This window comes from Bhargavaea beijingensis (genome assembly GCF_900101985.1).
Taxonomy (GTDB): domain Bacteria; phylum Bacillota; class Bacilli; order Bacillales_A; family Planococcaceae; genus Bhargavaea; species Bhargavaea beijingensis.
Genome location: NZ_FNAR01000007.1, coordinates 68,138 through 81,603, shown reverse-complemented (window position 1 = coordinate 81,603; position 13,466 = coordinate 68,138). Strand labels below are relative to the sequence as shown.

The following is a 13,466-nucleotide window of genomic DNA, read 5'->3' as shown; positions in this document are numbered from 1 at the left end:
TGTGCATATCTTACATTTCGTCTTCGTATTGGATGTTGGCGTCGGAAGCCTGCTTTTCGAGCACGCCTTCCGCGACTTCCTCAAGAGCCATGCCGACAAACTTTTCGGCGTCGTATTTCTCGAGAAGGAGATTGTCTTTGGCCTGGATTTCACGTGCACGCTTGGCGGCAAGGCTCACCAAGGTATATTTGGAGTCGATCTGCTTTTTGAGCGAGTCGATGGATGGATAAAGCATCATTGCGGATCATTCCCTTCCAGCATCAGTTTGTATCGTTCTTCAACTCGGGTGCGGCGGCAGTGCTCGGCTGTGATGATGGCATTGATCCGGTCGCACGCCCTGCCGACCTCATCATTCTCGACGACATAATCGTAGAGATGCATCATTTCCAGCTCTTCCTTCGCTTTGCCGATGCGGTTGCGGATGACTTCATCGGTCTCCGTGCCGCGGCCGATCAGGCGCTGTTCCAGCTCCGTCAGGTTAGGAGGAGCCAGGAAAATGAACACACCGTCCGGCATCTTCTCCCGGACTTTCGATGCGCCGACAACCTCGATTTCCAGGAACACGTCCCGCCCCGCGTCGAGAGTCTCATTGACGTAATCCAGCGGAGTGCCGTAATAGTTCCCGACATACTCCGCGTACTCCAGCAGCCGTCCTTCCCGGATCAGCTGCTCAAATTCTTCGCGCTTCTTGAAAAAGTAATCCTTTCCGTCCACCTCGCCTTCCCGCGGGTTGCGGGTGGTCATGGAGATGGAGTATTCGTAGTTCGTGTCCGGCTGTGAAAACAGCTCCTTGCGCACCGTGCCTTTTCCGACGCCGGATGGCCCCGAAAGGACAATGAGCAGGCCGCGTCCTTTTTTCATAAACGTTGATCCCTCTGCAGTCAGTTTTTCCGCCTTCCGGCATACCGGTCAAGGGCGGAACCGTTTTTGGATGATGTCGCAATTATACCATATCCCTCCGCATGAATGCTAAAATGGAAACAAACGCAATGAAAGAGGCAATCAAATGGCTTTTGACGGATTATTTATGATGGCAATGACCCAGGAACTCCGGCAGCTTACCGGCGGCCGGATCTCCAAGATTCAGCAGCCGAACAATCAGGAGCTGCTTTTTACCATTCGTGCCGGCAGGACCAACCACCGGCTCCTTGTATCGGTCCACCCGTCCTACTCGAGGATCCATCTTACGGAAGAACCAATCGACACACCTTCGCAGCCCCCGACGTTCTGCATGTTTCTCCGCAAGCATCTCGAGGGCGGGATTATCACGGGCATCCGCCAGACGGGTGCGGATCGGATCGTCACCTTCACGGTCCGGGGAAGGGACGAGATCGGCGATGACACCGTGCGGGAACTTCATGTCGAGGTGATGGGCCGGCATTCCAACCTGATCCTGACCGATCCGGGGCGGAATCTGATTCTCGATAGTCTGAAGCACCTTCCGCCTTCTGTAAACAGCTACCGGACTGTGCTTCCGGGACAGCCTTATGTCCCCGCGCCGCCACAGGACAAGCTGGACCCGGTTGGCGCAAACGATGCAGAGATCGCGGAAATCCTAGGAGATGCGGACACTGCAGGTTCGATTTTCCGGCGGATCGGCGGGTTCTCGCCGCTCCACGCAGAAGAACTGCTGTTCCGGACGGCAGGCATGGCGCCGGCCGATAAGCTCTCGTCCTACCGCTCTTATATAGAAGATTTCAAGTCGGGAGGCGCTCAGCCGACATTGTGCGAGGCGGGCGGCAAGGTCTACTTCTCCGCGAATCCTCTCCGCCATCTCGACGGCGAAACGAGGGACTATCCTTCCCTATCCTCACTCCTTGATAAAGTGTTCCATACAAAGGCGGAGCGGGACCGGGTCAAGCAGCAGGCCGGCGATCTTGAGCGGTGGCTGATGAATGAAATCCAGAAACTGAAAAACAAGATGATCAAGCTCAGGGACGAGCAGGACCAGGCCGGCAAGCTCGACCGTCACCAACTGTTCGGCGAACTCGTCACCGCCAACCTGTATCAGATCCGGAAAGGCGACAGCTCCCTCGAAGCGGTCAACTACTATGACGAGAACGGCGCCACCGTCACCATTCCGCTTGACCCGAGACTGACGCCCGCTGAGAACGCGCAGCGCTATTACTCCAAGTACAACAAGGCAAAGCACGCGCTCGTAAAAATTGCCGAGCAACTGGAAAAAGCGGAAGAAGATATCGGATACTTTGAATCCCTCCTCCAGCAAGTCATCCAAGGCTCCGCAACGGATATCGAGGAAATACGGGATGAACTTGCCGATCAGGGCTTCATGAAAGCACGCCGTCTCAAGAAAAAGAAAAAGGACACACGACCGGCTCCGGATGCATTCGTTTCGAGTTCCGGCGTGCCGATTTCCGTCGGCAAAAACAACAAGCAAAACGACTACCTGACATTCAAGCTGGCGAAGCGCAGCGAGATCTGGCTCCACACCAAGGATATCCCGGGATCCCATGTCGTCATTCATTCGGATTCTCCGGATGACCAAACGATCCGGGAAGCCTCATCACTTGCGGCCTACTTCAGCAAAGCCCGTGAGTCGTCTTCTGTCCCGGTCGACTACACCGAAGTGCGCCATGTGAAAAAGCCGAACGGATCCAAGCCGGGCTTCGTCATCTATTTTGAACAGAAGACAACCTTCGCAGACCCGGATGAGGATCTTGTGAAAAAACTCCGGAAGTGACTTATAACAGGGGTGGTATCACCTGACCCCGGAAAGCATAAGACAAGGGCTCTGTCCGCCAAATGCGGCAGCCCTTTTTTGCGTTGCCATTAATTCTCTCCCCCCGGATGATCGTCCATGATCGGGACTATCTGCTCACATACGATAAAATAGCATGCCTGTCTTTGCCGGTTATGCATAAACCAATAGAGAAAGGAAAGTCAGCACGATGGGCAAATGCGTCAAACCTTCAGATCCAGCCAGCATTCCGAAGTTTATGGATCCACTGCCTAAGCCCTCTGTCGCGATGCCGGTCCGGCACGATGATTATCCCGACGGCTCTTATTATGAGCTGGAAATGAAGGAGGGAATGCACCGCTATCACAAGAACTTCCCCAAAACGAAAATTTGGGGATATGACGGTCTCGTCCCAGGACCGACAATCGAAGCCAGTAAAGATAAAACCACCTACGTCAAGTACATGAACAATCTTCCGGATAAACATTTTCTCCCGCTCGACCGGACCCTTCACTCATCGATCGATACGGCAGACGTCCGGACCGTTGTCCACCTCCACGGCGCAAACGTGGACTGGGAAAGTGACGGCCACCCCGAAGCCTGGTACACGAAAAACTATGAACGAACCGGCCCGACATTCAAACGGCAAGTGCACGCCTACACGAACCACCAGCAAGGCGCAACACTCTGGTATCATGACCATGCGATGTCACTCACACGTCTGAACGTCTATGCCGGCCTGGCAGGCTTCTACCTGCTTCGCGATGCGCTGGAAGACCGACTCGGACTGCCTTCGGGCGATTATGAAATCCCCATGATGATCCAGGACCGCTCATTTAATGAGGACGGATCGTTATTTTACCCCGACTCCCCGCCGTTTCCCGTATCGGTTCGTCCTTCCATCACCCCGGGAGTGCTCGGAGACACTATTGCCGTAAACGGAAAGCTCTGGCCTTACCTGAACGTTGAACCGAGAAAATACAGATTCCGCATCCTCAATGCCTCCAACCGGCGGGGGTACTCCCTGCGCTTATCGAACGGGGGCACCTTCCGTCAGATCGGAACTGACGGGGGTCTGCTTGAAGCGCCTGTCGAACTGACTTCTATCGCCCTGCTTCCGGCAGAAAGGTGCGATGTCATCATCGACTTCTCGACGATGCAGGGCCAGACAATCACCCTGCTGAACGAAGATCCTGAGTTTGAGCTCAATGAGCATACCGGGGTCGTCATGCAATTCTCTGTCTGCCGGCCGCTGAACGACGAGGATAACAGCCGGGTTCCGGAAACCCTTCATCCGGATATGGGGTTGCATACCGAGCATGCGCACATCATCCGAAACCTGCCTCTGACGGCTACGACTGATGAATACGGACGCCCGATGCTTATGCTGAATGGTCATATGTATCATGACCCGGCATCTGAAAAACCATCACTCGACAGCATTGAAATCTGGAACTTTATCAATACGACGCCGATCCAGCACCCGATCCATCTCCACCTGATTCAATTCAAAGTCCTTGAACGCCGTCCTTTCAACGTAGATGTCTTCACAAACACCGGTGAAATCGAATGGACCGGTCCCGCAGAGCCACCTCGGGAATACGAGCGCGGATGGAAGGATGTTGTCAGGGCCGATGTGGGCATGGTGACATCGATTGCCATGCACTGGAAGGACCATGTGGGCAACTACATTTGGCACTGCCACTTCCTGGAGCATGAAGACCATGATATGATGCGTCCGATCCGGATCATCGAGGACGCCCATCCTGTTCAACTCCCCCATGCGGTCGCCTCTAATCAGCCAGATTCCCACGCAAAGCCGGCAAATAAAGCGTCTCAAAACGATGGGATGGGGACAGAATCCTTCACCGGTGAAATCAATGCGGAATCCCCACTCGCCTCCGGAGAACCGGACCGCCGGAAATGTTCACACGAAGAGATCTCCAAAAAGCTGAAAATTGATTGCGCCGTCCCGCCGGCTCCCGGATCCAAGGAAAACGAAAATCCGGAAGAAAGCGGAATATCCGGAAGGAAACCATCACTCAAACGCTCACCTTGCAACTGCCGCCGTTGCCGCAACAGGCGAAAGAGAAAAATCTGAAGTAACCCAAAAAGCCGATGACGGATTTTATCCCGTTCATCGGCTTTTTTCGTTGCCTTCTGCGATTAGAGTCCGCCTATTTTCAGTTTGCCGTGCCAGTCGTGCAATCCTGGCAGCGAATCGGCCGGAATGGCGCCCGAGTCGGCTGCCGCATTTGCAAGGGCATCAAAATCGGTGAGGCTGTGGTGCGAAAGACCGGCCTCTTTAAAATTCTTTACCGCCTTTTCCAGTCCGTATGTAAAGATCGATACAACTCCAAGGACATCTGCGCCCGCCTCCTTGGCCGCGGCTGCAGCGGTCAGGCTACTGCCGCCTGTTGAAATCAGGTCCTCGATGATCACTGTCCGGCTTCCTTCTTTCAGTTCCCCTTCGATCTGATTGCCGCGTCCATGGCCTTTCGGCTTAGACCGGATATAGATCATCGGCTTGTCCATCAGGTCGCTCACCCAGGCCGCATGGGGAATGCCCGCGGTCGCGGTCCCTGCGATCACTTCCGCTTCCGGATACTCAGCCAGGATCAATTCTGCCAGCCCCTTCGCGATGCGCTTCCTCACTTCCGGATAAGACATCGTCAAGCGGTTGTCGCAATAAATCGGCGACTGGATGCCCGAAGCCCATGTGAATGGTTGGTCCGGGCTGAATCGCACGGCTCCGATCGAAAGGAGCGCCTCTGCTGTTTCTCTTTTTAGTGACATATCAACTTTCCTCCCATTGCCGTTTCACGGTTTCATAGGCGGCAGCCGGATCGGCAGCCCGCGTGATGGCACGCCCGACCACGATGTGCGTCGAACCCGCCCGGGCGGCATCTGCCGGAGTGGCGACCCGCTTCTGGTCGTGTGTATCATCGTCCGCCAGCCGGATACCCGGAGTCACTTTCAGAAATTCTTCTCCGCAGGCATCCCGGATGGCCGACGCTTCAAGAACCGAACAGACGACGCCGTCCAGTCCGGCCTCATCGGCGAGACGGGCGTAGCGGACAACAGAATCCATCAGTATGCCGGGAATCCCCTGCTCGCGGTTCATCTGCTCTTCCCCTGTGGAAGTCAGTTGAGTGACGGCGATCAGTTCCGGGCGTTTCTGGCCGGGGGGCGTTCCGGCTTCCAGGCCGTCCAGCGCCCGCCTCATCATGTCGCTGCCTCCGGCTGCATGGACATTCACCAAATCCGCTCCGACACGGGCGAGTCCTTCCATCGCCCGGCCTACGGTGTTCGGTATATCATGCAACTTCAGGTCAAGGAACACATCATGTCCCCTGTCTTTCAGTTTGCCCACGATGCCCGGCCCGTTCTGGAGATACAGTTCCATGCCCACCTTCACCCACAGGCCGGACGGCATCCTGTCCAGAAATCCGAGTGCTTCGTCCGGCGACGGAAAATCCAGTGCGATAATCGGCGTTCGCTTCATATTCTGTGGCTCCTTCCGATAAGCTGAGTCACGTTCCCGATTCCCAGTTCGTCCAGGCGATCCGGGAGGGCATCGATCAGGTTCGGGCAAACAAAATGATCGACGAAATTTGCTGTGCCGACGGCAACCGCAGTGGCGCCGGCCGACATGAAGTTGATGACATCGTCCACATCGGAGATCCCGCCCATCCCGATCACAGGAATCGAGACACTCCGTGACACTTCATACACCATGCGCAGCGCGACCGGCTTGACCGCTGGACCGGAAAGACCGCCTGTGCCATTTGCAATGACAGGTTTTCCCGTCCGGGGATCGAACCTCATGCCGACAAGTGTGTTGATGAGCGTGAGTCCGTCCGCTCCTCCCGCTTCAGCCGCCCGGGCGATCTCGGTGACATCGGTGACGTTCGGGGACAGCTTGACATAAACAGGAACAGCCGACACCGCCTTCACTGCCCGGGTGAGTTCCCCGGCAACCTCCGGATCCGTCCCGAATGTGATGCCGCCGCACTTGACGTTCGGGCAAGAAATGTTCAGTTCAAGCGCCCGGACGTTCGGGACGTTGGAGATGCGCTCGGCGACCGCGACGTAATCTTCCGTCTCTGAGCCCGCGACGTTCGCGATGATCGGAACGTCGTACTGCTCCAGCCACGGCAATTCTTCAGTGACGACTTTTTCGAGCCCCGGGTTCTGGAGACCGATTGCATTCAGCATCCCCGCCGGCGTCTCGGCGACGCGTGGTGTCGGATTTCCGAACCTTGGTTCAAGAGTCGTCGCTTTCACCATGATGGCACCAAGCTTTGACAGATCGTACAGCTGTGCATATTCCCTGCCAAATCCGAAGCAGCCGCTTGCCGGCATGATCGGGTTTTTCAGTGTGAGTCCAGGAAGCTCCACCTGAAGACGGCTCATATCGTCACCACCCCCGCCTTGAATACCGGGCCGTCCGAACAAACCTTTACATAGCCCCTGTCGTTTGAATCGGTATGGCAGACACAGGCGAAGCAAGCACCGATGCCGCAGCCCATCCGTTCCTCGAAACTCAGATAGCCTTCCGTGCCGGCCATCCCCTCCGCGACTGCTTTCAGCATCGGGACCGGACCGCAACTGTAATACACGCCAAACTCGTGACCGAGTTTGGCCAGAACATCGGTCACGAACCCTTTTGTGCCGCGCGATCCGTCGACCGTCGCGATATGGGTTTCGCCCAGCCGGCTGAATTTCTCTTCGTAAAAAACGACATCGTCCGACTGGAAGCCGAGCACATGGACCGGCTCGACGCCCGCTTCCTTCAGTTGTTTGGACAGGCCGTAAAGCGGCGGGACGCCGATTCCTCCACCGACGAGGAGCGCCTTCGTTCCCGGAGCAGCCGCCCTGACAGGGAATCCGTTCCCGAGCGGTCCGAGAACATCCGCGGTTCCGTGTGGGCTTTTTTCCGAAATCAGGCGGGTCCCGCAGCCTTCCGCACGATAAATCAGCGTGATTCTGCCATTGCCGTAGTCGGCAATACTGATCGGCCTCCGGAGAAGCGGATCCATCGTCTCTCCCGCCTTCACGTGAATAAATCTGCCGGGTTCCCGGATTTCATCGGCCAGCTTCCCCTCGAGGACCAGTTCGTAAATATTCCGGGCAATTTCCCTTTGTTCAGCAACTTTCATCCGTTCGTTTCGGATCATGAATGGACCTCCCGGGCAGGCATCGCTTCACGCGGAAGCATCGCCTCGGCCGAGAACGTCATCGATTCAAGGACACGCAGCACGGCTTTGGCCGTGTCAAGTGACGTCATGCACGGGATGCCGTTTTCTACGGATTCACGTCGGATGCGGAACCCGTCCCGCTCAGGCTGCTTGCCTTTTGTGAGCGTGTTGATGATAAACTGCGCTTCCCCTGTCTGGATCACGTCGATCAGCGTCTTTCCTTCCCCGCCGATCTTCCCGACCGTCCTGACAGGGAGACCTGCCTCACGGAATGTTTCCGCTGTGCCTTCGGTCGCAAGCAATTGATAGCCGATATTGGCGAAGCGGGCTGCGATGCCTGCCGCTTCCTCCTTGTCCTTGTCGGAGACCGTGAACAGAACCGTGCCGTGGTCACGGATCTCCATGCCGGATGCGATAAATCCTTTATAGAGCGCTTTTTCGAACGTGTCGTCCTTGCCCATGACTTCGCCTGTCGATTTCATCTCCGGCCCTAGTGTAATGTCGACACGCGCCAGTTTGGCGAAGCTGAACACCGGAACTTTCACATAAACACCACTGACCTGTTCGAGCAGACCGGCCTGATAGCCCTGAGCGTTGATCGTTTCACCGAGAATCGCCTTTGTCGCGATATTGGCCATCGGAATGCCCGTGATCTTGCTGAGGAAAGGCACCGTCCGGCTGGAACGCGGATTCACCTCGATCACAAACACTTCACCGTCTGCAATAACGTACTGGATATTCATGAGGCCGACGATATTGAGGCCGCGGGCAAGCCGTTCCGTATAGTCCGCCAGTGTGGCGACCTGCTTTTCTGTCAGGCTCTGCGGCGGATAGACCGCTATCGAATCCCCGGAGTGGACGCCCGCGCGTTCAACATGCTCCATGATACCGGGAATCAGCACGTTTTCGCCGTCACAGATGGCATCGACTTCAATCTCCTTGCCCGTCAGGTAGCGGTCGATCAGTACCGGATGCTCCGGGCTCGCCTCGACGGCATGTTCCATGTAGTGATTGAGTTCCTGCTCATTGTAGACAATTTCCATCGCGCGGCCCCCAAGAACATACGACGGGCGCACCAGCACGGGATATCCGATGCCGCGTGCAATTTCCGCCGCTTCCGGCGCAGAAACCGCGGTCTTTCCGAGCGGCTGCGGAATGCCGAGTCCGCGGAGCGTTTCTTCGAACTTGTCGCGGCTCTCCGCGCGGTCCAGATCTTCCAGGGTTGTGCCGAGGATCTTCACTCCGCGTGCTTCAAGGGCATCCGCCAGGTTGATCGCCGTCTGGCCGCCGAACTGGACGATGACACCTTTCGGCTGCTCAAGGTCGATGATCGCCATGACATCCTCGACAGTGAGCGGTTCGAAGTAGAGCTTGTCGGAAATGGAGAAGTCGGTCGATACCGTCTCCGGGTTGTTGTTGATGATGATCGCCTCGTAGCCGGCTTCCTGGATCGCCCAGACCGAGTGTACCGTGGCATAGTCGAACTCGACGCCTTGTCCGATGCGGATCGGCCCGGAACCGAGAACGATGACACTTTCCTTTTCGGATTTGACCGACTCGTTTTCTTCCTCATAGGTGCCGTAGAAGTAAGGGGTTTCGGATTCAAATTCTCCAGCGCATGTGTCAACCATCTTGTAGACCGGCACGAGCCCCTGACCGGTACGCCATTCGTACACTTCCCGTTCATTTGTCTGCCAGATTTCCGCGATGGTGCGGTCGGCGAAGCCCATGCGTTTCGCCTTGCGGGCGACCGTGCGGTCAAACGGGTTTTTCCTGAGCGCGTTTTCGTAGGCAACGATCTTTTCCAGCTTGTTCAGGAAGAAGAAGTCGATCTTGCTCCATTCATGGATTTCTTCCACCGTTACTCCGCGGCGCAATGCCTCACCGATGAAGAACAGCCGCTCATCGCCTGCCCTGCGGATGCGCTTTTCGATCCATTCCATCGAAAGGTCCTCGCCATGCTTCAGATTCAGGTGATAAAGACCTGTTTCCAGTGAGCGGACTGCTTTCAGAATTGCTTCTTCGAACGTGCGGCCGATCGACATCACTTCACCGGTTGCCTTCATTTGTGTGCCGAGGTTGCGCTTTGCGCTTTCGAACTTATCGAACGGCCAGCGCGGAATTTTTGCGACGATGTAGTCGATCGTCGGCTCGAAGCAGGCGTAGGTCTGTCCTGTCACCGGGTTCATCATCTCATCCAGTGTCAGGCCAACCGCGATTTTGGATGCGAGCTTCGCAATCGGATAGCCCGTCGCCTTCGATGCGAGCGCGGACGAGCGGCTGACGCGCGGGTTGACCTCGATGGCATAGAAGTTGAAGCTGTGCGGATCCAATGCGAGCTGGACGTTGCAGCCGCCTTCGATTCCGAGGGCACGGATGATGTTGAGCGACACGTTACGGAGCATCTGGACTTCGCGGTCGGACAGCGTCTGGACCGGTGCCACGACGATCGAGTCCCCGGTGTGGATGCCGACCGGGTCGAAGTTTTCCATACTGCAGACAACGATCGCATTGTCCGCGGAATCGCGCATCACCTCAAATTCAATCTCTTTAAAACCTGCAATCGATTTTTCGAGGAGGCATTGGCTGACAGGGCTGTACTTAAGGCCGCTCGCAACAATTTCTTCGAGTTCCTTGTCGTTATGGCAGATGCCGCCGCCCGTGCCGCCGAGCGTAAATGCAGGTCGCACGATCACCGGGTAGCCGATCTCTGCGACAAACGACTTGGCTTCCTCGAGGTTATGGATAATCTCACTTTCAGGTACCGGGACATTCAGTTCATTCATGAGGGAGCGGAACAGTTCGCGGTCTTCTGCCTTGTTGATGGCGTCCAGCTTCGTGCCGAGTACTTCGATGCCCAGCTCATCGAGGATTCCCGACTTGTCGAGCTCGATGGCCATGTTCAAGCCGGTCTGGCCGCCGAGCGTCGCCAGGATGGCGTCCGGGCGTTCTTTGCGGATGATCCGGGAAACGAATTCCAAAGAAATCGGTTCAATATACACTTTATCGGCAATCTCCGTGTCGGTCATGATTGTTGCCGGGTTGGAGTTGATCAGGATGACGCGGTACCCTTCCTCTTTCAGGGAGAGGCAGGCCTGTGTTCCGGCATAGTCGAACTCTGCTGCCTGGCCGATGACAATCGGTCCGGAGCCGATGACAAGAATCGTTTCGATATCTGTGCGTTTAGGCATTGGCGATGATCTCCTTTCCGTTATGGTGCTCCATGATGTCGATAAACCGGTCAAACAGGTGATTGGAATCCTCCGGTCCTGGAGAAGCTTCCGGATCGAACTGGACCGAGAATGCCGCATATGTCTCATGGGCGAGCCCTTCGACCGTGCCGTCATTGAGGGCAACGTGGGTGACCGTCAGCCCCGTCCCTTCGAGTGAGTCCCGGTTCACCGCGTATTGATGGTTCTGGGAAGTGATTTCCGTCCGTCCCGTTTGAAGGTCTTTTACGGGATGGTTGCCGCCGTGGTGACCGAAGCTCATCTTGTATGTCTTTGCTCCGCAGCTGATCGCAAGCAGCTCGTGGCCGAGGTTGATGCCGAAGACGGGAACTTTTCCGAGCACTTCTCGGATAAAGGCAGGCGCTTCTTCGACATCCTCGGGATTGCCCGGCCCGTTGGAAAGAAGGATACCGTCAGGGTGCCAGGCGAGCACATCTTCGGCGGATGTGTCATACGGAACGACAAGCACATCGCAGCCGCGCTTATTCAGCTCACGGAGAATACCGTGCTTCATGCCGTAGTCCACAACGGCCACGCGCTTGCCGCGGCCCGGGCTCGGGTAAGGACGCTTGGTCGAAACGGCTTCGACAAGACCGGGCGCCATTTCGGATGCCGCCAGCACCTGAAGCGCCGTGTCCAGATCGACGTCCTTTCCGGCTTCGGTAAGCATTCCCTTCATCGTTCCCTTGCTTCGGATAATGCGGGTCAGTTTACGTGTGTCGATCTCGGAAATTCCGGGGATGCCGCGCTTCCGCATGAAAGAGGAAAGCGTTTCGTCACAGCGGAAATTCGACGGCTGCTCCTCGATTTCCCGGACTGCGAGTGCACCGAGATTCAGATCGACCGATTCGGAATCATCACGGTTCACCCCGTAGTTGCCGATGAGCGGATAGGTCATAACAAGAATCACGCCCGTATTGGACGGGTTGGTCAGCGCTTCCTGGTAGCCGCTCATGCTGGTCGTAAAAACAACCTCGCCGACCATGCCGCGGTCTGCACCGAATGCCTCTCCTTCAAATACCGTGCCGTCTTCAAGAATCAGATATCGCTTTTTTGTCATTGTTGACCCTCCTGCCAAACGATGTTGCCGCCGAAGAACGTCATGACCGGCCAGCCTCTGCATGTACGGCCTCCGAACGGAGTGTTCTTTCCTTTTGAAGCGAATGTTTCCGGATTAATCGTTTTTTCCTTTTCCAGATCGATCAGGACCAGATCCGCAGGCAGTCCTGCTGCGATCCGGCCGAATCCGAAGCCGAACACATCTGCGGGCCTTTCGGACAGCCAGTCCGTCAGTTGCTTGAGCGTCCACTTGCCCGTCTCGACGAAGTTTGTATAAAGCAGTGGAAAGGCTGTCTCGAGACCGGTGATGCCGAACGGCGCCTTTTCCATCCCGGCCGCTTTTTCTTCCGCAGTATGCGGGGCGTGGTCCGTTGCGATCATATCGATCGTTCCGTCAAGCAGCCCCTCATGCAAAGCTTCAAGATCTTCCTGCGCGCGTAGCGGCGGGTTCATCTTCCAGTTCGCGTCATTTCCCGGGATGTCATCTTCCGTCAGTAGCAGATGATGAGGCGTGACCTCAGCCGTCACCCGGATGCCTGCCGCCTTCGCGTCCCGGATTGTCCTCACCGACTCCTTGGTGCTTACGTGGCATACATGATAATGGGCGCCTGCCGCTTCCGCGAGAAGAACATCCCTTGAGATATGAACGGATTCCGCAATCGACGGGATGCCCGGGATGCCAAGCTCCCTGCTGCGCTTGCCGTCATGCATGGCGCCGCCATAGATGAGCGTATTGTCCTCGCAGTGCGCGACGACCGGCATGCCAATTTCCGCCGCATCCTGCATGGCCTCGTACATCATGCCCGCCGACTGGACACCGACACCGTCATCTGTAAAAGCAAATGCGCCGTTTTGTTTCAATTCCGCCATGTCCGTCCGTTCCTTGCCTGCTTCACGGATGGTGATCGACGCGTACGGCAGCACCCGGACCCTTGCATGTTCTTCGATGAGCGCATGGACTTTGCCGATATTCTCAGCCGAGTCCGGAACCGGCCGCGTATTGGGCATCGCACAGATTGTGGTGAAGCCTCCGCGGGCCGCCGCCTCTGTTCCAGTCTTGATCGTTTCCTTATGCTCTCCGCCCGGTTCACGCAGATGGACGTGCACATCGATCAGCCCAGGTGCGGCAAACCGGCCGCCTCCGTCTACGATCTCATGACCTTGCTGAGGCAGCTCCTGCCCGATCTCTTTAAACAATCCGTCTTCAATCAGGATTTCCCTGTTCAAGAGTGTCCCGTTTTCATCCAGCGTCCGGATGTTTCTGATCAATGTGCCCAT

The 13,466-nt window shown here is 56.4% G+C and carries 11 protein-coding genes; 2 read left to right on the top strand and 9 right to left on the bottom strand.

Annotated elements, in window-relative coordinates:
• Positions 1 to 10 precede the first annotated feature (10 nt).
• Both rpoZ and gmk read right to left on the bottom strand, forming a co-directional pair.
• Positions 11 to 235 carry a DNA-directed RNA polymerase subunit omega gene (gene rpoZ / locus BLT01_RS07220; protein WP_035001300.1) on the bottom strand — a complete coding sequence of 75 codons (225 nt, stop codon included), beginning with the start codon at positions 233 to 235 and terminating at the stop codon, positions 11 to 13.
• A complete protein-coding gene (gene gmk / locus BLT01_RS07215) occupies positions 235 to 861 on the bottom strand; it encodes a guanylate kinase (RefSeq protein ID WP_092096397.1) in 627 nt (208 codons plus the stop codon). The genes rpoZ and gmk overlap by 1 nt, the downstream gene beginning before the upstream one ends.
• Positions 862 to 1,006: 145 nt before the next feature.
• Between gmk and BLT01_RS07210 the strand changes: the two genes are divergently transcribed.
• Both BLT01_RS07210 and BLT01_RS07205 read left to right on the top strand, forming a co-directional pair.
• Positions 1,007 to 2,701, top strand: a complete 1,695-nt coding sequence (locus BLT01_RS07210) for an Rqc2 family fibronectin-binding protein (protein ID WP_092096394.1) — start codon at positions 1,007 to 1,009, stop codon at positions 2,699 to 2,701.
• A 208-nt stretch (positions 2,702 to 2,909) separates the two neighbouring features.
• Positions 2,910 to 4,799, top strand: coding sequence for a multicopper oxidase family protein (locus BLT01_RS07205; RefSeq protein WP_092096391.1), 1,890 nt, complete (start codon positions 2,910 to 2,912; stop codon positions 4,797 to 4,799).
• Between the two features lie 65 nt (positions 4,800 to 4,864).
• On the opposite strand, the gene pyrE is transcribed toward BLT01_RS07205, so the two are convergent.
• The 7 genes from pyrE to BLT01_RS07170 are packed head-to-tail and all read right to left on the bottom strand — an operon-like array spanning position 4,865 to position 13,466.
• The gene (gene pyrE / locus BLT01_RS07200) at positions 4,865 to 5,494 is read right to left on the bottom strand and encodes an orotate phosphoribosyltransferase (protein ID WP_092096388.1); all 630 of its coding nucleotides are present in this window, start codon (positions 5,492 to 5,494) and stop codon (positions 4,865 to 4,867) included.
• A gap of 1 nt (position 5,495) precedes the next feature.
• Positions 5,496 to 6,203 (bottom strand): orotidine-5'-phosphate decarboxylase, encoded by a 708-nt coding sequence (gene pyrF / locus BLT01_RS07195; protein ID WP_092096385.1) that lies wholly within the window; start codon positions 6,201 to 6,203, stop codon positions 5,496 to 5,498.
• Positions 6,200 to 7,114, bottom strand: coding sequence for a dihydroorotate dehydrogenase (locus BLT01_RS07190; protein WP_092096382.1), 915 nt, complete (start codon positions 7,112 to 7,114; stop codon positions 6,200 to 6,202). Before BLT01_RS07190 ends, pyrF begins: the two co-directional genes overlap by 4 nt.
• The gene (locus BLT01_RS07185; RefSeq protein WP_092096379.1) at positions 7,111 to 7,878 is read right to left on the bottom strand and encodes a dihydroorotate dehydrogenase electron transfer subunit; all 768 of its coding nucleotides are present in this window, start codon (positions 7,876 to 7,878) and stop codon (positions 7,111 to 7,113) included. The genes BLT01_RS07190 and BLT01_RS07185 overlap by 4 nt, the downstream gene beginning before the upstream one ends.
• Positions 7,875 to 11,090: a carbamoyl-phosphate synthase large subunit gene (carB, locus tag BLT01_RS07180; RefSeq protein ID WP_092096377.1), complete on the bottom strand. Its 3,216-nt coding sequence runs from the start codon at positions 11,088 to 11,090 to the stop codon at positions 7,875 to 7,877. The genes BLT01_RS07185 and carB overlap by 4 nt, the downstream gene beginning before the upstream one ends.
• Positions 11,083 to 12,189 (bottom strand): carbamoyl phosphate synthase small subunit, encoded by a 1,107-nt coding sequence (locus BLT01_RS07175; RefSeq protein ID WP_092096375.1) that lies wholly within the window; start codon positions 12,187 to 12,189, stop codon positions 11,083 to 11,085. Before BLT01_RS07175 ends, carB begins: the two co-directional genes overlap by 8 nt.
• On the bottom strand, positions 12,186 to 13,466 hold the full coding sequence (locus BLT01_RS07170; protein ID WP_092096373.1) for a dihydroorotase: 1,281 nt from the start codon (positions 13,464 to 13,466) through the stop codon (positions 12,186 to 12,188). Before BLT01_RS07170 ends, BLT01_RS07175 begins: the two co-directional genes overlap by 4 nt.